Annotated in this window: 18 protein-coding genes; 10 read left to right on the forward strand and 8 right to left on the reverse strand. The window is 40.0% G+C overall.

Annotated features, from left to right (window positions below):
• The coding region (locus tag JWQ54_RS00005) for a hypothetical protein (RefSeq protein ID WP_299578574.1) at positions 1–284 on the reverse strand (284 nt) is incomplete at its 3' end.
• Positions 285–1,082: 798 nt separating this feature from the next.
• Positions 1,083–1,346, reverse strand: a complete 264-nt coding sequence (locus JWQ54_RS00010) for a hypothetical protein (protein WP_299578576.1) — start codon at positions 1,344–1,346, stop codon at positions 1,083–1,085.
• A 2-nt stretch (positions 1,347–1,348) separates the two neighbouring features.
• Here JWQ54_RS00010 and JWQ54_RS00015 point away from each other — a divergent pair, with 2 nt between their 5' ends.
• A complete protein-coding gene (locus tag JWQ54_RS00015; protein WP_299578578.1) occupies positions 1,349–1,597 on the forward strand; it encodes a hypothetical protein in 249 nt (82 codons plus the stop codon).
• Here JWQ54_RS00015 and JWQ54_RS00020 read toward each other — a convergent pair.
• From JWQ54_RS00020 to JWQ54_RS00030, 3 genes are read right to left on the reverse strand one after another with little or no spacing between them, the layout of a single operon-like run.
• A complete protein-coding gene (locus JWQ54_RS00020) occupies positions 1,571–1,915 on the reverse strand; it encodes a DUF1801 domain-containing protein (RefSeq protein ID WP_299578580.1) in 345 nt (114 codons plus the stop codon). The two genes, JWQ54_RS00015 and JWQ54_RS00020, sit on opposite strands and share 27 nt — an antisense overlap.
• Before the next feature lie 2 nt (positions 1,916–1,917).
• A complete protein-coding gene (locus JWQ54_RS00025; protein WP_299578582.1) occupies positions 1,918–2,352 on the reverse strand; it encodes a DoxX family protein in 435 nt (144 codons plus the stop codon).
• Between the two features lie 16 nt (positions 2,353–2,368).
• Positions 2,369–2,773: a VOC family protein gene (locus JWQ54_RS00030; RefSeq protein WP_299578584.1), complete on the reverse strand. Its 405-nt coding sequence runs from the start codon at positions 2,771–2,773 to the stop codon at positions 2,369–2,371.
• A gap of 147 nt (positions 2,774–2,920) precedes the next feature.
• Here JWQ54_RS00030 and JWQ54_RS00035 point away from each other — a divergent pair, with 147 nt between their 5' ends.
• Entirely contained in the window at positions 2,921–3,901 is a 981-nt protein-coding gene (locus JWQ54_RS00035) for a GlxA family transcriptional regulator (RefSeq protein WP_299578586.1), read from the forward strand.
• Between the two features lie 175 nt (positions 3,902–4,076).
• Here the strand turns inward: JWQ54_RS00035 and JWQ54_RS00040 are convergent, their stop codons facing one another.
• Both JWQ54_RS00040 and JWQ54_RS00045 read right to left on the reverse strand, forming a co-directional pair.
• Complete coding sequence (locus JWQ54_RS00040; RefSeq protein ID WP_299578588.1) at positions 4,077–4,502, reverse strand: VOC family protein; 426 nt, start codon at positions 4,500–4,502, stop codon at positions 4,077–4,079.
• A gap of 27 nt (positions 4,503–4,529) precedes the next feature.
• Positions 4,530–4,868 carry a metalloregulator ArsR/SmtB family transcription factor gene (locus tag JWQ54_RS00045; RefSeq protein ID WP_299578590.1) on the reverse strand — a complete coding sequence of 113 codons (339 nt, stop codon included), beginning with the start codon at positions 4,866–4,868 and terminating at the stop codon, positions 4,530–4,532.
• 632 nt (positions 4,869–5,500) lie between these two features.
• Between JWQ54_RS00045 and JWQ54_RS00050 the strand changes: the two genes are divergently transcribed.
• The 6 genes from JWQ54_RS00050 (at position 5,501) to JWQ54_RS00075 (ending at position 15,485) form a co-directional block, all read left to right on the forward strand.
• A complete protein-coding gene (locus JWQ54_RS00050; protein WP_299578592.1) occupies positions 5,501–6,127 on the forward strand; it encodes an START domain-containing protein in 627 nt (208 codons plus the stop codon).
• A 218-nt stretch (positions 6,128–6,345) separates the two neighbouring features.
• Positions 6,346–6,699, forward strand: a complete 354-nt coding sequence (locus JWQ54_RS00055) for a hypothetical protein (protein WP_299578594.1) — start codon at positions 6,346–6,348, stop codon at positions 6,697–6,699.
• A gap of 23 nt (positions 6,700–6,722) precedes the next feature.
• Positions 6,723–9,287 carry a DUF5686 and carboxypeptidase-like regulatory domain-containing protein gene (locus JWQ54_RS00060; RefSeq protein WP_299578596.1) on the forward strand — a complete coding sequence of 855 codons (2,565 nt, stop codon included), beginning with the start codon at positions 6,723–6,725 and terminating at the stop codon, positions 9,285–9,287.
• Between the two features lie 109 nt (positions 9,288–9,396).
• The gene (locus JWQ54_RS00065) at positions 9,397–9,855 is read left to right on the forward strand and encodes a MarR family transcriptional regulator (protein WP_299578598.1); all 459 of its coding nucleotides are present in this window, start codon (positions 9,397–9,399) and stop codon (positions 9,853–9,855) included.
• Positions 9,856–10,800: 945 nt separating this feature from the next.
• A complete protein-coding gene (locus JWQ54_RS00070) occupies positions 10,801–13,986 on the forward strand; it encodes a SusC/RagA family TonB-linked outer membrane protein (protein WP_299578600.1) in 3,186 nt (1,061 codons plus the stop codon).
• 17 nt (positions 13,987–14,003) lie between these two features.
• Positions 14,004–15,485: a RagB/SusD family nutrient uptake outer membrane protein gene (locus JWQ54_RS00075; protein ID WP_299578602.1), complete on the forward strand. Its 1,482-nt coding sequence runs from the start codon at positions 14,004–14,006 to the stop codon at positions 15,483–15,485.
• 78 nt (positions 15,486–15,563) lie between these two features.
• Here the strand turns inward: JWQ54_RS00075 and JWQ54_RS00080 are convergent, their stop codons facing one another.
• Positions 15,564–16,196 carry a DUF4159 domain-containing protein gene (locus JWQ54_RS00080; RefSeq protein WP_299578604.1) on the reverse strand — a complete coding sequence of 211 codons (633 nt, stop codon included), beginning with the start codon at positions 16,194–16,196 and terminating at the stop codon, positions 15,564–15,566.
• 242 nt (positions 16,197–16,438) lie between these two features.
• On the opposite strand from JWQ54_RS00080, the gene JWQ54_RS00085 reads away from it, so the two are divergent.
• Together JWQ54_RS00085 and JWQ54_RS00090 are read left to right on the forward strand one after the other, a co-directional pair.
• Positions 16,439–17,434, forward strand: coding sequence for a MoxR family ATPase (locus JWQ54_RS00085; protein WP_299578606.1), 996 nt, complete (start codon positions 16,439–16,441; stop codon positions 17,432–17,434).
• Between the two features lie 83 nt (positions 17,435–17,517).
• Positions 17,518–18,396 (forward strand): DUF58 domain-containing protein, encoded by an 879-nt coding sequence (locus JWQ54_RS00090; protein ID WP_299578608.1) that lies wholly within the window; start codon positions 17,518–17,520, stop codon positions 18,394–18,396.

Below are 18,396 nucleotides of genomic sequence, written 5' to 3' on the forward strand. Positions count from 1 at the left end.
TGATATTTTTGAATCTTTTCAAAGCCGCCCATCAATTCCTGTCTTTCATATTCAGCCAGTGCCCAGTTTTTGTGCTGACCGGCAAACCACAATTTAAGATGATGAGGTTGAACAATAGTATTCATAAGCGCCCCGGTGCCCGGCTTATATGCGGAATTCACCTCGTTTTGCAAGCTATCTATCCGCGCCTGCAGTTTATTTTTCCCGCCGCCATGCTGTTCACAACTTACTAGTAAAGTAAATGGCAGCGCAATTGATAAGAGTATTAATGATAACCGTTTCATATTTAACATGTATTAATAAAAAAATCATACGTCTATTTAAATCATCCTGTTTCATTAATTCAGGATTAGTATATTAGCTTTCATCCTGGATTGTGTAGCAGCGTCTATTATAACATAATACCCGACTAAGAAACTGTCGGGCTATTATACAGTCAGCTTTACCTCAATATTCCCTCGTATTGCATTTGAATAAGGACATATGTAGTGCGCCTTATTGATATAAAACATATGTTTAACTTTAAACACCATACATTTTGTATTAAAAATTAGTATTACTACTAAATTGTTACAACCTACCTGCTATAGAGTTGATAGCTCATTTTGCGAAGGCCTTTTTTAATGCAAGCGGCAGTTTGTAACACAGCAGCCTGTGTGCCTGGTGTAGATAGTGGGCTTACTTGAGTACCACCCTACCCGCGCATATCAAACTGGAATACAATTTTATTTGATACAAACAATTTAAAATATCATACTTGCGCACGGCAGTACCTGTAGCATCAGTGAAGTATTTATTGGAATACTGGATGAATCTTATGTATTAAAACTGAAATTCAAACGCTGGAAGATTGGTAAATATGTGAAAAGAAATTACCTGATACTATAAGACCTAAAATTAAAACACAAAAATTTCCCGATTTACTCTTTAGCTTGCTAATAATTATTGATGTTTCAACCGGTAATAATACATTATATATAAAAAAGACTGTTATTCATGGTTTTATCACCTGGCTTATTTTTGCCGGGTAAGCCGGGCAGCCTTCGGCGTTGCTTTACCGATCCTTTTATCCCTGTGCGGGATCAGGTCACAGATGCGGATCGCGGCTTCCTCGAAATCATCGTGGTCATCTTTGATCTGCAGCCAGGCGGATTATATACCTCGCCCTCATCAAAGACAAAATCGGTAATGGCCGGTATATCCGCTTTAAGACTGGCATGTTCTTCCCGCTTTGTGGCGATCCACAAGCCATTGTGCCGACTGTTTTTACTAACTTTCCGGAGGATCAATACGATCTTGCCCTCAAAATAAACATAGTACATGCCAATGGCCGGCTGGATGATCACGTTTGCCGGTAATAATCTGGAAGGAAGTCCAAGGCGTCGGTTTTTTCATGGCTGCTTATGATAAAATAAACAACCCTGGCTTTAAAGCCGAATTTCTACATACTCATAAAACCCCTGCCGGTTGTGCCGTTTCAGTCTGCGGGCAGCTGGATAAAGAAGTTCGTGCCCTTACCTTCTTTGCTTTCAAACCAGATGATGCCCTCATGCGCTTCGACAATGATGTCTCAGAGAGTCGCTGCCTGTTGCAATAACTTTGCTAAAAGATTATAATCTGTATGCTGCCCTTCGCGGATCTTAATTGTCTTCCTATCAGGGTTATCACCGGGTTCAAAAAGGCCCTCCGGCGCTTCGAGGGATGCTGCGTTAAAGAGAGTAAAACTTACCCATGCTTTGGCCATATTGTAAGTACAAACAAATTTACGGCCCTTTTTATAATGGGGTTTGCCATATTGCAGCAACTCTTCCACCCCGGGAACAGATTGCAGAATCGTCTCGCGGAGATGCTTACAGGTATCTGTTTGCCATTTTTGATCAATGTTGTCAATGTATTGGGTAACTTCCTGATTCATTATTAATATGATTTTGCTTTGTGAGAGTCCTTCATGCAATCGAAATTCTTTTCTCCGCCTGATTGTTTTATCAGTTCCACTTTTTTCCATAGGGTATAAGGAATGAAAAGGAACGCAAGCATGATAACAGGAGGAATGAGCAGTCCAAAGGAATCGCCTACAAATGTCCTTGACGCAAACGCGCAAACAAAATTAATAGCAATGCCCGCAAACGCCCATTCCTTGATGACTTTGAATTTCGTTTGCAGCAGTGCCACTACCGCAAGGAGCCGCGCCACCCCTGCTATTGTCATTAAATATACGGGGTATCCCAAATGCTTCAACACATCGATACCCGCCTGCTGCCTGGTTACGCCGCCGATCCCATCTAAAAAGACCAGTAATGCGAAGATGATGGTAAAAATCCAATAAAGGGTCGTGAGTGTTTTGGGTTTCATATGCTGTTTTTTTTTCTTATTTTTTTGTTTTGGGATATGTGTAATTGATCATCCATTGAACACCGAACTTATCCTTAAACATTCCGAAGTATGCTCCCCAAAAGGTTTTATTAAGGGGAACTTCCACCGTGCCCCCGGCTGAAAGGGCGGTAAAAATCTTGTCGACTTCGGCTTCACTTTCCGCCTCCAGAGAAATATGATAGTTATCGCCAAATACAACATTACGTCCCATTGATTCCAGGGTATCAGTAGCCATGATCATTTGGTCTTTAGCAATGGGCAAGGACATGTGCATGATCTTCTCTTTGTCGTGAGCCGCCATTTTTTCGCCGCCGGGAACATCCGAATAACGCATAAATGACTCGAACTCGCCTCCGAATACAGATTGATAGAAGATCATGGCTTCTTCCGTGTTTCCCATGAAGTGTAAATAAAAATTTGTGCTAAGCATTTTTAAGTTTTGTTTAGTTCGGGAGCAAAATTATTGATTGAACAGGATATTATGAGTGTGTGAATACGGCATTCTATGGTGGGTGATTGCGACAAATATTTCTGTTACATTTGTTGTATGATCGATATTTCCATATTGGCCCTGAAGAACGCGGTCCTTGCATCTGTAGCAGATTCCAGGTACGTGTTTGTTATGGTGAATGAGTTTTTGAAAAAATCAGGCAAAGCCCCTTTGTTCAATGTACAATTGGTTGGCCTTAGCGGAGAAGTTAAACTGAACGACGGACTATTTTCTATGCATCCGGATGCGATAATTAGTGAAATCAAAAAGACGGACCTGATCATTATCCCTGCGATATCAGGCGATATATTTACAGCCACCAATACAAACATAAATTACGTTAATTGGATAAATGAGCAATACAAGAATGGTGCAGAAGTTGCAAGCCTTTGTACAGGCGCTTTTCTATTAGCTTTTTCCGGATTGCTTAAAGGCAGGCAATGCACTACCCATTGGTTATATGCTAATGAATTCAGGCATCATTATTCTTCGGTAACATTGGTGGATGAGAACGCTATTACGGATCAGAACGGCCTCTATTCCAGCGGCGGAAATAATGCCTGGTGGAGCCTTTTGCTGCATCTTGTTGAAAAATACGCGGGGAGGGAAATTGCTATCTATACAGCAAAATATTTTGTAGTTGACCTCGATAGAAGTACCCAATCCCCATTTATCATATTCAACGGCCTTAAAGATCATCAGGATGAAGTCATTGTAAGGTCGCAGGAGTTCATAGAACAAGACTATCAGGAGAAGCTCATGGTCGATGAGATTGCATGCCGTTTCGGCCTAACCCGCAGAACCTTTGAACGGAGGTTTAAAAAAGGCACACGGAATACAGTGGCGGAATATATACAACGGGTGAAAATGGAAGCTGCAAAGAAACAATTGGAAATTGGGAAAAAACCGATCATGGAAGTAATGCTGGATGTCGGCTATGCGGATGTCCAGACATTCAGGGATGTTTTCAAAAGGATAACCGGAATGACCCCGGTAGAATACAAGAATAAGTACAATAAGCAGGCCGGAATTCCATGAGATTGGTATATCCTGAACTGCTAAAAAGGACTTATTCTCGCTTGTCGGTTATTATTACATCAGCCAGCATAACAGAAAGCCGCTTGTTTGTTAGCGGAATAATTTTCACATACTCCCAAATGGAACACCATTCCTGACCCTCCATTGAATAATGATTTTGTTCCTTTTCATAATATTAGGCATTTTGTAGTGCTTCAATATCAAATTTTCTCATTTTCATAAATGCTTGCACAACACGTTGCCCGTTTTCAGGATTTGACATAAGCTCACCTAATATGGCTGGGACTACCTGCCAGGATAAGCCGAACTTATCTTTGCACCAACCACACTGACTTTCCTGGCCGCCGTCTGCAATGAGTTTGTACCAATAATGGTCGATTTCCTCCTGGTCTTTACAGGGAATAACAAAAGAAACGGCTTCGTTAAATTGAAAGTTAGGCCCCCCGTTTAAGCCCATAAAGAATTGTCCGTTAAGTTCAAAATTTACAACCATTCCTGAATCATTGATTATTTTTGAATCAGGAAAAATGGTGCAGTAAAAATCTGCTGCTGCCCTGGCCTGGCCATCAAACCATAAGCAAGGATACATTTGCTTTGTCATTTTATTTGATTTTAAATTGTTACTAAACTATTTTTTTGATTTTGTTTTTCCCGTTCGCATTTCATTCAGTAAATCTTCCATTGCTGTTAATCTGCCCTCCCACATTTTCCGGTACGGCTCTAACCAATCTGCTATTTCCTTCATTTTTTTGGGGTTGAAGTGATAATAAATCTCTCTTCCGGATTGGGTTTGATTCAGCAATTCACATTCATTTAAAATTTGAATGTGCTTTGAGATCGTTTGTCTTGACGAGTTAAAGTTTTCGGCAATTGCACCCGGTGTCATTGCCTGTAAAACCACCAAACCCAATATGGCTCTACGGGTCGGGTCGGCTATGGCTTGAAATACATCTCTACGAATCTCCATTTTATGCAGCTATTTGACTGCAAATGTAATGCAGTTATTTGACTGCGCAAATTTTATTTGAGAGAATTTATCATATTCAACGGACTTAAAGATCATCAGGATGAAGTTATTATAAAATCGCAGGAGTTCATAGAACAAAGCTATCAGGAGAAGCTCACCGTCCCTTCGAGCCACTATCTTTAGAATGTTTAGATGAATAGCGGGACATAAAAAATTGCCAGGAATACTGTATCTGGAATTCGGCTTTAGTGGAATCGAACTTTCAAATCAGCGTTTAAACGGATTCAAGGCACATTTTCTTAAAATAATTGATTTAGGCTACGATTTTCCAAGTAATGCCGAACTCTTTTCTGCGCTTGGTAATGTCCTGTAGAAGAGGAATTTAATGACATAAAAGAGAGGAAAATTCAATAATTCCTCAAGTAGGCTTGAACGGAATCGAACTAGCGTTTTAAGCATTCTTATCACCTGAAGGTTGCTGCATCATACCAGCGTCATAAAGCATTTAAAAATGATTTTTTTAGTAAATTTAGTTGACCAATTTAGTCAACTTAGTTTACCTTTACATCAATAAATCTGTAGAGATGAAAACGACAAATCAAATCATCAATTTAGTGAATAAAATATTTTTTATGTCACTTCTTCTTGTGTTAGGACTGAATTCTGCATCTGCACAAAATGATTGGAAAATGAGTACCGAAAAAGACGGTATAAAAATATACACCAGCATATTGCCCGATTCAAAGATCAAAGCTATTAAAGTGGAAGCCGACTTCGATGCAACACCATCACAGTTGGTTGCCATTGTGATGGACGTTAACACTGCTCCGGATTGGGTATACCATGTTAAGTCGGCTAAACTGGTTAAGCAGGTATCGCCTACAGAACTTTACTATTATTCAGAAGTTAGTTTACCCTGGCCTGTGGCAAACCGGGATTTTGTAGCTCATTTAACAGTCAGCCAGGATCCGGGCACAAAAGTAGTGACGATTGATGGCCCGGCAGTACCCGGCGTTGTCCCAATAAAAAAAGGTATTGTAAGGATCGAAAATTCTATCGGCAAATGGGTCATTACACCGTTGGGGCCAAACCAGGTACATGTTGAATATTCGATCCACGTAGACCCCGGAGGCGCTCTTCCTTCATGGCTGGTTAATATTTTTGCGACAGACGCGCCTGTGAAAATTTTTAAGAGCCTGAAAGTACAATTGACAAAGCCTGATTACAAAAACACCGTCTTTGCATTTGTAAAAAATTAAACAGAAGCGTTTTGGGTTTTAACGTTCCGTAACCTAATGATCCTGCCTGATCAACTTGCAGGATCACTTGTATATAAGGGATTCCTCCATCCTAATTTCATCTCAATGTCAGCTGCATCACAGCAACGTCACAATACAGTAAAAAGCAATTTTTTTGGTAAACTAAGTTGACTAAATTAGTCAACTTAGTTTACCTTTGTCTTGTCAAATCAGTAATCATGAAAACACAATGCATCAACTTCGACCAAACACATTCAGATCTCACTAATCTAATGATCACCAGTGTAAAGAGCTTTAAATTTAATAAGCTTTTTACAACACCTAAATTTCCAACCGACAAGGCAGGGGCTTTCCTGCTTCCGCTGGTTAAACAAATTGTCAGAGACAATTTCATGGGTGCAGATCTGGAGATGGGGATCCTTTTGATTTTTATGAAAGACTATTTTTTATCTGCCGTTAATGCTATCAGGAATAATGCTGTAACCAACCTGTTCAAAAAAATTAAAGACAGCAAAAGAAACGGTACAGTATCAGCTTCTGAAATAATTTACAATCATCCGCAAGCTGCCTGAGACCCCAATTATACTTTAATATTATGAAAACGCACTATACTTACAATATAATTAAAAGCACACTGATACTTTTATTCATAACGTTGTCAACCACGCTGATGGCTCAGCAAACCATCATTAAGGGAGTAGTTACAGATCTGCGCACCCACGAAACCATGCCGGGGGTGAGTGTTTCCTTTGATGGTACCAGCATTGGTGGCAGTACAGATGTGCAGGGAAATTACAGGCTGAGCAGCGACGGAAACCATACTCGTATTAAAGTATCCTTTATCGGTTATAAGACGACCTATAAAGATATTACTCCCGGTACCGTACAAGCTATTAATATCACTTTGAGCGAAGACCGGAAAATATTGAATGAAGTAGTTGTAAAAAGCGGCAAAAAAACCAGGTATACCAATAAGAACAATCCCGCTGTGGAACTGATCCGCAAGGTGATTGCTCACAAGGATCAAAACAGGCTGGAAAATTTCGACTATGCCGAATATCAACAATACGAAAGAATGATATTTTCGCTGAGTGACCTTTCTGAAAAGTTTAAACAAAAGCGGATCTTTAAGAATTATCAATTCTTGTTTATGGAGCAGGACTCCAATGCAATTGGCGGAAAAAATCTGCTGCCGATGTACATGGAAGAAAAACTTTCTGACAACTACTTTCGCAAATCACCGTATGTTAAAAAACAAGTGATCCAGGCCAACAAACAGGTTAAGTATGATGAGAACTTTATAGATAATGAGGGGCTTAAAGCATACTTTAACCGCATGTACATGGATATTGAGATCTACGATAATAATATCCCGCTACTGGGTAATCAGTTGCTGAGTCCGATTGCCGATGGCGCACCATCGTTCTACAAATTCTTTATTACCGATACCCTCAAAGATGTGAGCCCGCAATTGATCGAGTTGAGTTTTACCCCGCGTAATACTACTGACATGCTTTTTCAGGGTAAGATCTACATTACTATGGATGGCAACTATGCTGTACAAAAAGCGGTATTGTCGGTAAATAAACACATCAATCTCAATTTTGTGCGCCAAATGCAAACCACCCTTGCTTTTGAAAAAACAGAAGGCGGGCGATACCGGTTGAGCCAAAGTGATTTGAAGATGGACTTTGGGCTGAACAAGAATAAAGGAGGAGGCGTGTATGGTGAGCGTGTGGTGATCATTAATAACTTTGCCGTTAACAAACCACGCCCACAGGAAATTTATTCCGGTCCTGCGCAAATGATCGCCTACAATGCAACAGAAAAAGGGGATGAATTTTGGAAAGCTAATCGTCCTGATACCCTGAAACCGGGACAGGCAGACATCTATAAGAATATTGACAGCCTGCAAACCATCCCTTCCTTTAAACGGACAATGAAACTGGTTACGCTTTTTGTTGCAGGGTACGATAATTTAGGGCCTTTTGAAATAGGCCCGGTAAATACCTTTTACAATTTTAACCCGGTAGAAGGTTTCAGGCTGAGATTAGGCGGACGTACAACCACTGAATTGAGCAAACGGTATTACTTTGAAACTTATGGTGCATATGGTTTTAAGGATGAAAAGTTTAAATACTTTTTCAGCGGCACCTATTCCCTGAATAATAAGTCGATCTATTCCTTTCCGCAGGAATATATAAGAGCCAGCGTACAGCGCGACACCAAGATCCCCGGCCAGGAACTTCAGTTTGTACAGGAGGACAACTTCCTGCTCTCATTTAAGCGCGGCGACCATGGCATCTATACCTATAACGATATCTTCAGGCTGGATTATGTGCACGAGTATCTGAACCATTTCTCCTACAAGTTTGAGCTAAAGGCCTGGAACCAGGCGCCAACAGGTTCATTATATTATCAGAACCTGGTTGATGGTCTGCCAAATACTGTAAATAGCCTGCAAACCACTGAATTGTCAATGGAGCTGCGTTACGCACCTCATGAGAAGTTTTACCAGGGTAAGTTGTACCGCACCCCGATCCCTGACAAGTACCCCATCTTTGCCCTGCGTTACCAGGAAGGGATCAAAGGACTTTTTAAGGGCGATTACAATTATCAGAACGTTACCGGTAACATTACCAAACGCTTTTACCTGTCTCAGCTGGGTTTCGCAGATGTTTCGGCAGAGGGGGGATATATCTTTAATAAGCTACCTTATCCGTTACTGGATATCCAGCATGCCAACCAGAGCTATGCGTTGCAGTTGCAATCATATAACCTGATGAACTACCTTGAATTTGTTAGTGACCACTATGCCAGCATCAATATTGATCAGCATTTTAACGGGTTCTTTTTTAACAAGATCCCATTGTTACAATCGTTGAAGTTGAGGGAAGTGGTATCATTCAAATCAGTATGGGGCGGCGTAAGGCAGGAAAACAACCCGGCCAATGATCCCAACTTATTGCAATTTCCTGTGGGCAGCAATGGCAGGCCAATAACTTATACGCTAAACGACGGCCCTTATATGGAAGCCAGCGCAGGTATTGAGAATATCTTTAAAGTATTGCGTTTAGACATGGTTAGAAGGCTCACTTACCTGGATCATCCCGACGCGCCAAAGTGGGGCTTAAGGGCTTTTGTTAAATTTCAATTCTAATCACCTTAATTCCATGTGCAACTTAATTGTTTAAAAATCGTTAAATTTGTAAACCAAGTTGACTTTATTAAGTCTAATAGCTATACTATTTGAACATAAAAAAAAGATCATGTTAAACGAGGATACAAACAGGATGACCAACAGGTTACTCTACCTTTTGAAAAGACTGTCAGATAACTGGTATTGCAATGAACTTTGCCATGATAATCTGCAGGGATTCAATAATTCATACATACCACTGTTCATGAGCATTGGTACAAAAGGTATCTCCAATAGTAAGCTGGCATTAAATTTAAGCATAACCAAACAGGCAGCCAGCAAGGTAATCAAAGAGCTCGAAGAACTTGAATTAGTGAGGAGTGAAAAATGCAGCACGGATGGCCGTTCGATGATGTTGTATTTGACGGATAAGGGTATCAGCTTTTATGAGCATATTAAAAGCCAAATGGAAGCTCTTGAACAGGAATACAAAAAAGTGGTTGGGGCAAAGAATTATGAAACGACTATTAATGTTATGTTAAAACTCGTGGAATACCACGAACATCTGAACAAAACGGTAGCGGTTTAAATAATACTTTTAGTTGTGCGCTCCGGTTTTCAGCACCTTCCTTTTTCAGGTTTGCACTATTTGTTGACGTTTTAAGTGTAGTTGTTACTGTTTGGGAAATTGTGCTTAATCCCAGCACAATCACCAAATTGGAACCTGTCATAAAAGGTCCTTAATTTTATCCGTGTTAGGTTTCTGTCAATTGGTTTATTAGTGTCTGATTTTTTGATCTATCAACGCGAGGCAGGCAAAATCATCATTGTGAATTTCACGTCTATTATACTCTTGTACAGCACTTAGGCTAAGGCGGTCAGGTTCATCAGAATCTAAGTCGGCGGCTAGATATAATAATACTGATTTAAATTTTCGTTATTATTAAGCCTGGGTACACTGGAAAGCGCTAATATAAGCGGATTTTGGTCGGGATATTTTGCAGGAGATTGGCTGTGCACCTAATAAAATACTCAGGTAATATTTCAAAATTACCGAACATTCACTTACTATGATTGCCCATTATACTTTTAGTTAAAAACACGAATAAGCTATTTTTTGGAAAAACGTGACAATTTTTCAAGAGTTATCACAATAAATCATTAACAAACTAAAAAAATAGAGAAAAAACAAAATAAAAGTAGGAAATCATTAAAATATGTGATTTAATTTGACTTTATACGTTTTTATAAACTTATATTTTAGCATAAATTATTTTTACGAATAAACTACAGCAATAATATTCGTAAAAAATTACATTTTATTTAATTTAGATAAATTTATATCGTGAATACTTCAATTATTCATTGAATATTTTTAAAAACAGTTAGATTTTATATAATTTTTACAATTTTATGTAACATTTTTATTATAATATCAATTATTTAGCATTTCATTTTGGTTAATTTAAAATAAGGCAAGAAAATATTATCATTTTGTAAGCAATTATTTATTAACTGACTTAATTCCTTACGAATGAAAGAACTATTACTTAAAAGTATGGTGGTTTTATTGCTTTTAGCATCCCATGCTTATGCACAAACCCGAACAATCTCCGGAACAGTATCCGAAAAGGACGGCAGCCCGATACCCGGCGTCACTGTTGTTGTAAAAGGTACCAAAACAGGTACACAAACCAATGTCCAGGGGAAATTTTCAATAAACGTAAATATCGCGAAGCCCACATTGGTTTTTACTTTTATTGGATATTCCACCAAAACCGTCGAAGTATCCGGTAATGAAATGAACGTTATTATGGAACCTAATCCAAGTCTGCTTTCAGAAGTTCTGGTTGTTGGCTACGGTACACAATCAAAAAGAGCGAATGTTGGAAGTATTTCTCATGTAAAAGGCTCGGAACTTACTGAACAACCGGTACAAAATTTTGAACAGGCACTCGCCGGTAAAGCAGCAGGCACACAAATTACTATCCCAAATGGTGTTTTAAATACGGCGCCTGTTTTTCATATCCGGGGCACAAATTCCATTTCATTAGGTTCTCAACCACTTATCGTAGTGGATGGCGTACCAAGTTTTGATGGTAACGTTGGCGGCGGCGAATCAGGTAGTAACGCATTAGCCAATATCAATCCTAATGACATTGAAAACATTGACATTGCCAAAGATGCATCCGCAACTGCCATTTACGGAAGCAGGGCAGCAAACGGGGTTGTATTTATAACAACAAAAAAAGGAAAAAAAGGAGCTGCAGTTGTTGGCCTTGATAGCTGGATGGGGGTAACAAAAGTATATAGGTTCCCCAAATTATTAGATGCATCGCAATATGTTGCAGAGAAAAACGAGGCCCTGGTAAACGCCGGCCTGTATAATCCCGCAAGTTATTTTACCGCTTTAACACCCGGACCCGATGGTAACCCTATTAATACCAATTGGGGAAACCATATATACAGAACAGGCACTTCTTACAATACTACCGCCAGCATCTCGGGCGGAACAGACAAAACCACTTACTATGCTTCAGCCAACTGGAGCAAACAGCAGGGCATTATTGTTAAAAATGAATTTGCCAATAAAGGAATGCTCTTTAATGTTGATCATAAAGCGAATAAATACATCACAATTGGAGCCAAACTAGCTTATACCGACCAGCAAAATCTTGCAGCTACATCATCCGGTTCTTTAAACGGCGAAGCATATGCTACTGCCGGCCTGGGGAGGCTGGCTTTATTGCTTCCGCCAAACGTTTCTCCTTATAACAACGATGGATCTTATAATTTAAATCCATCCAACGGATCACTTGGCTTAATGAATAATAAAGGATTTACAAACAGCTATCCAAACCCGCAACCGGCAATAGATCTTGATCGTGCAAATAACGAGCTTCAGCACACAACAGCCAATTTTTATATCCAGGCAAAACCATTGTCATGGATCACATTAAAAACTAATTACGGCATCGACTACATCAATTCAACTAACGATAGCTTTTTTGATCCGATAGATAACTTCTCTATAGTTAATGGTGTTAAAACCAATAGTGCTTCAGCTACTGATAACTATACCATAAGCAAAAGATATGTGTGGGATAATACAGCTCAGTTTGATTACACTATTGCAAAAAAACACAACCTGTCTTTATTATTGGGTAATGAGCAGCAGGGTACAACCGTATACGGTTTTGGGTTGAACCGTTCCATACTTTCTGACCCGGCATTCAATCAAATACAGGCCGGTTATGTTAACGTTGCTACCAATAACTTGCAAAATACTCAGAATTACCTGGTTTCGTTTTTTGGACGCTTACAATATAATTTTGACGAAAAATATTTTTTAAGTGCAACTTTAAGAAAGGACGGGTATTCTACCTTTGGAACGGATAAAAAATATGGTTATTTCCCTGGAATAGGCGCCGGCTGGGAAATTACTAAAGAAGATTTCTGGAAAAATATTGGCGCGGATAAAATATTCAGCAGCTTTAAAGTTAAGGCAAGCTATGGCAGGGTTGGCAATAATAGTGGATTATTGGATTTTGCTTCTTACGGCACTTATAGCAATGGCTTGTTTAATGGCAACCCTACACTTGCGCCAAATGCAACGGGCAACAACCAATTAGGCTGGGAAACCAGTTCAAAAACAGACATTGGCCTGGATTTTGGAATTTTCAACGACAGGATAACCGGCGAGGTAGGTTATTATAAAAACAATGTTACAGGTTTAATATTCGGGTTTCCTGAACCGCCATCAGCTGGTTTACCCACCACCCCCCCCCTTGTTAACATTGGGTCCTTGTACAACAAAGGTATTGAATTTAGCATTAACGCCGATATTATAAGATCATCGGCATTTAAATGGAGTTCGAACTTTAATATCAGCTTTAATCAAAACAAAATAACATCTTTAGTTCCCGGCACCAACTTTGTTACTTATTCAACTTCAAGCCTTGAGGTAACTAATATTAACAAGGTGGGTGGCTCTGTTGGAGATTTGTATGTAATTCGCTCTGCCGGCGTTGATCCTGCAACAGGCGACAGGATCTTTATTAACGGTTCAGGACAAAAGGTTTATTATACATTTACAGGCACCAATCATTATTTTGTACAGGGCCCCAATGGAACGCTAACTCCATACCTTAAAGCAGATGGCTCAAAAAATACAATAAACCAAACAGCTGATGCGATTGATTATGGCAATGCTACTCCTAAATTTATCGGTGGGTTGAGCAATACATTCCGTTACAAAAACTTTGATCTTAGCTTATTATTAACTTATCAGCTTGGTTTTTACGTTTATTACGGAACAGGGGCTACTTTAACTGATCAGCGTTTCTGGAACAACTCAACCGATATTTTAAACCACTGGACAACACCAGGCCAGGTTGCTAAATATCCCAAAGTGGTTTTTGGTGATAATGTTTCTAATGGCACTTCTTTCCCGGCAGATTTCAATGTTTACAGGGGCGATTTCCTAAAGGTAAAAACTGTAAATTTCGGGTATACCATTCCCAAAACTTTCTTAAATAAAATTGGCGTATCAAGTGTGAGGGTTTATGTTTCAGGACAAAATTTACTTGTATTTACCAAATATCCGGGACCGGATCCGGAGGTAGGATCAAATGGCACTGCAAATAGCACCCCAGGTGTTGACAGAAATACCGTTGCCAACGGCAGAACAGTTACCGCTGGCTTCTCACTTAAGTTTTAATTATTAATTTGAAAGAAATGAAAAAGAAATTTATATTTATTATAGGCATAGCATTATTCAGCATTTACTCCTGCCAAAAAAGCAATCTGTACCCGGCTTTGCAAACATCTGTTTCAAACCAAAATGGGGCGCCGTTTTCAACATCGGCACGAATTTACAGCCAGTTATTGGGTTTATATGCCAGTTTAAGATCAGGAAATTTATATGGAGGCCGATACCAGATCTATAATGATGTAAAGGCCGACAACTGGATAAACTCAACTGCAAATTCAGTAACCGCATATCAAACATGGACGGCGACAGTAACCGGTACCAGCCAGGAAGTATCGGGCAATTCAAGTGTATGGACCCAGGCCTACATCGCTATTAACAACAGCAACCTTTTTATTGATGGCATGGCGTCAACAGGTACGGCTGTGGTAGGTACCGCTTTAGCAGCAAATTATGTAGGCGAAGCAAAATTTGTACGGGCACTTGCTTATTATACCTTATTACAGATGTATTGCCAGGCTTATGCTGTAAATAGCGGAGCAACCCCGGGTGTACCGCTTCGCTTAACCGGGTTGTCATCATACGGCAACTATGCTTTGGCGCCTTCTACCGTGGCCCAGGTATACGCACAAATTATAAAGGATCTGGATGATGCTGAAGCAGCCCTGCCTTCAGCTTATTACACTTCAGGTTCGGCGCCCGATGCAGTTTCAAACACAATAAGGGCGCACAAAAATTCGGCAATAGCATTTAAAACCAGGGTTTATTTAAGCATGGGTCAATATGCCGGCGTTATTACCGAAGCAAATAAAATTGTTAGCGCCTCCGCCCCTTTCACCGCCACAACCGGGGTACCCAATGCTTTGCAACCAAATATTGCAGATGTTTTTAAAAGCCCTTACACCACAACAGAATCGATATTTTCTGAGCCATTTACCACCACGGAAAATGTTGGCGGACAAAATGCGCTGGCTGATTATTTTAACAGCACCGGGGCAGCTGAGTTTTACATTAACACCGCCAGTACATTATTTACCGATCCAAACTGGAAAGCTACCGATGCCAGACGCGGGTTTATAAATATAGTAGGCTCAAAATCTTATCTTACAAAATGGGCTTTAGGGTCGCCTTATCTTGACTGGGCGCCGGTAATGAGGTATTCAGAGGTGTTATTAAATTTAGCCGAAGCACGTGTTCGTGCATCCGGTACATTAGATGCACAGGCAATAGCATTATTGAACGCCGTAAGAGGCAGGTCAGATGCCAGTGCCGTTTATTCACCAGGCAGTTTTCCAAAAGGAGCCTCAGATTTTGAAGCAGCAATTTTGGAAGAAAGAAACATTGAATTTTTAGGCGAAGGATTAAAATGGGCCGATCTGTTGCGCCTGGGACTTCCTATTCCTGCAAAAGCTAATGTTCCGCAAATTCCGGTGGCCGGGTTTAATTCATCTTATATCTGGCCAATGTCTAGCGGCGAACAGCAAACAAATTCACTGATAGGAAGATAACTTCCCAATCATTCTATTCAAAAAAAGCCGTCTCCAGTATTAATGGGGCGGCTTTTGTATTCCCAGTTTTTAATGAGTTTATGAGCTCATGGCGTATACAACAATGTTTACACCAAATTTGGTATTATCCTCTGCCAAAAAGCGTTTGTTCCTAAAATCATAATCCCATTCGCAGCCATAATCTTTATTACTATAAAGCACACCTATCCTGCCGTTAATTATAATAGCCTTCAGGTAATCATGCACCAGGTCATCACCCCAGCCATTTAGTTCAAATGAAGTAGTGGGCGGGCCTTTTTCAAATTTAAAAAAGGAATTATAGATTTCATGATCGTTGGGGATCTTCTTCAAAGCATCCTGCCCGAATAACGCGGCCATCTGTGCCTCAAAAGATTTTGCAAAAAGGCCGTCGATATCATGATTACAATCGTCGGCAAAAACAAAACCCCCATTTTGCACATATTTTTTAAAATTCGTTCGTTCCTGTTCATCAAACTGAACCAGTTTGTGACCACTCAGATAGCTGAATGGACTGTTAAAAATATCCGGGCTGCTTAATGCAACTACCTTCTCTTTTTGCTCAATAGGTATAGTAGTATACTCCAGCAAGGAGTTAAGTATATTTGAAGGCATCCGCTGATCAGTATCCCAATCACCGGAATGATAGCTAAAGCGCGTAAATGTAAATTTTGAGCTGGAATTGATAAACATTTAATATAAAAAATTAAAATTAAAGGAAAATTCCGGCAAAGTATTTAAATAATTTACATAATTTGTAATTTTTTTAGATACTTAATTCAAAAAAATTACTTAACAACCAATTTGAGTTAACCAATTTGTAATTTTCTAGATACTTTGTTTAAATTTCCTTAAATTCTTATGGCATTTTATAAAAAGCGTAATATATTGTGATGTAATTAAAACATATCGCATACACTTTAACAAAAAAAGGGTTGGAACTTACTGAAAACGACGTTAAAACATTACTGAGCAAGCTTCCTCAGCTAAAAACAGAGATACAAAAGGTAATTGTGGGGCAGGAACACATACTTGATGAATTGCTGGTAGCATTTCTCGCAGGAGGCCATTGTCTGCTCGAAGGGGTTCCCGGACTAGCTAAAACACTGCTGGTAAAAACTATGTCGCAAGCGCTTCACTTGTCGTTCAGGCGTATCCAGTTCACGCCCGATTTGATGCCCACTGATATTGTAGGTACAGAAATATTGGAGGAAGATCATGCTACCGGCAAACGTTTTTTTAAATTCAATAAAGGCCCGCTTTTTGCCAATATTATCCTTGCTGATGAAATAAATCGTACTCCCCCAAAAACACAGTCGGCCCTGTTAGAGGCAATGCAGGAATTTGAGGTGACTTACGGAGGGCAAACCTATCCGCTCGACAAGCCCTTTTTTATACTGGCCACGCAAAATCCTATTGAACAGGCCGGAACATATCCGCTTCCCGAGGCGCAGCTCGACCGCTTTTTACTATTGATAAGAATTGGGTATCCTACCGCGGAAGAGGAGTTTGAAGTATTGAACCGTACCACCGGTACGCAAAAAGCAACAGTAAACGCTGTAATAACCGCAGAAGAAATACAACAGGCCCAGCTTTTAGTAAGACAGGTAAGCATTAGCGAAGACCTTGTAAGGTATGTAAGTTTACTGATCCGTGCTACCCGGCCTGATACCAGCAATTTAAATTATGTAAAAGAATGGGTGCGCTGGGGTGCCGGCCCCCGGGCCGGGCAAGCTTTAATTTTAACAGCAAAAGCACGTGCCCTGCTTAAGGGCCGGTATGCTGTATTAATGGAAGATATACATGCAATGGCAAGCCCGGTTTTAAGGCACCGCATACTGATGAATTTCAAGGCTGAAGCAGAAGGCATTACATCAGACAAAGCAACGGCCGAACTAATTAAACTGGTTGAAAGGCCAAAAGCACTTTAGGTTTATGGAGTTAGGGGCTATTAATCAAGCACCTGGAATTGAGAATTTTAACGTAGACCAGATTTAAAATCCAAAATCAAAAAATGCTGCTCGACCCAAAAGTATTAATGACCATCAAAAGCCTGCCGTTATTAGCCAAAACGGTAATTGATGGTTTTATGAACGGCTTTAACAAAAGCACGGTCAAAGGCCCGGGGCTTGAATTTAGCCAGTACCGCAGCTATCAGCCTGGCGATGACCTGCGCTGGCTCGACTGGCGCATGTATGCCCGTTCAGACAGGTATTATATACGTGAGTCAGAAGTGGAAACAAGTATTTCGGTAAAGTTTCTTATTGATGCCAGCGCATCTATGAATCATTTTGACGGCACACTAAAAAAAATAGATTATGCACGTTTTATGGCCGCATCGCTTGCTTACCTTGCTAATTTACAGGGCGATGCAGTGGGCTTATATGTTTTTAAAGACAGCGGCTTGTTTTCACTGGCCTCGAAACCTGATCCGCAGCATTTACAGCGTTTATATTACCAGTTAGAAAAAATTGAACCGGCAGGCACTTTTACACAGCCAATTTATTACAAAGAATTATTTGCGGGTTCAGGACGTAAAGAATTGCTGGTTTTACTAACAGATCTGTATCAGCCCGATGGTGAAATAAACAGGCTGCTGGATTCGCTGGCGGCATTAAAACATGAAATTATTGTTTTTCACCTGATGGGCCAAAATGAACTTGATTTTGATTATAAAGGATATTCCGCATTGGAAGACCTGGAAACAGGAGAAGTAATTGAGGTGGGGCCGCAAGCTAAAAAACAATATCAGGAAGCATTGCAAGCCCATTTGGAAAAAACGAAAATGCAATTATTGGGCAAAAACATTTTTTACAGTGTAATTAGCACCTCCCAGCCACTTGATAAGGCCCTGCGCGATTTCCTGGTACAAAGGAATAAAGGAATTGTATAG

The organism is Mucilaginibacter sp., from assembly GCF_028288225.1.
Classification (GTDB): Bacteria; Bacteroidota; Bacteroidia; order Sphingobacteriales; family Sphingobacteriaceae; genus Mucilaginibacter.

Bases quoted from the DNA above. Each gene is read 5' to 3' on its own strand.
- JWQ54_RS00020 (WP_299578580.1), bottom strand. From the start codon at position 1,915: ATGAATCAGGAAGTTACCCAATACATTGACAACATTGATCAAAAATGG.
- JWQ54_RS00025 (WP_299578582.1), bottom strand. From the start codon at position 2,352: ATGAAACCCAAAACACTCACGACCCTTTATTGGATTTTTACCATCATC.
- JWQ54_RS00030 (WP_299578584.1), bottom strand. From the start codon at position 2,773: ATGGGAAACACGGAAGAAGCCATGATCTTCTATCAATCTGTATTCGGA.
- JWQ54_RS00035 (WP_299578586.1), top strand. From the start codon at position 2,921: ATGATCGATATTTCCATATTGGCCCTGAAGAACGCGGTCCTTGCATCT.
- JWQ54_RS00040 (WP_299578588.1), bottom strand. From the start codon at position 4,502: ATGACAAAGCAAATGTATCCTTGCTTATGGTTTGATGGCCAGGCCAGG.
- JWQ54_RS00045 (WP_299578590.1), bottom strand. From the start codon at position 4,868: ATGGAGATTCGTAGAGATGTATTTCAAGCCATAGCCGACCCGACCCGT.
- JWQ54_RS00050 (WP_299578592.1), top strand. From the start codon at position 5,501: ATGTCACTTCTTCTTGTGTTAGGACTGAATTCTGCATCTGCACAAAAT.
- JWQ54_RS00055 (WP_299578594.1), top strand. From the start codon at position 6,346: ATGAAAACACAATGCATCAACTTCGACCAAACACATTCAGATCTCACT.
- JWQ54_RS00060 (WP_299578596.1), top strand. From the start codon at position 6,723: ATGAAAACGCACTATACTTACAATATAATTAAAAGCACACTGATACTT.
- JWQ54_RS00065 (WP_299578598.1), top strand. From the start codon at position 9,397: ATGTTAAACGAGGATACAAACAGGATGACCAACAGGTTACTCTACCTT.
- JWQ54_RS00070 (WP_299578600.1), top strand. From the start codon at position 10,801: ATGAAAGAACTATTACTTAAAAGTATGGTGGTTTTATTGCTTTTAGCA.
- JWQ54_RS00075 (WP_299578602.1), top strand. From the start codon at position 14,004: ATGAAAAAGAAATTTATATTTATTATAGGCATAGCATTATTCAGCATT.
- JWQ54_RS00080 (WP_299578604.1), bottom strand. From the start codon at position 16,196: ATGTTTATCAATTCCAGCTCAAAATTTACATTTACGCGCTTTAGCTAT.
- JWQ54_RS00090 (WP_299578608.1), top strand. From the start codon at position 17,518: ATGCTGCTCGACCCAAAAGTATTAATGACCATCAAAAGCCTGCCGTTA.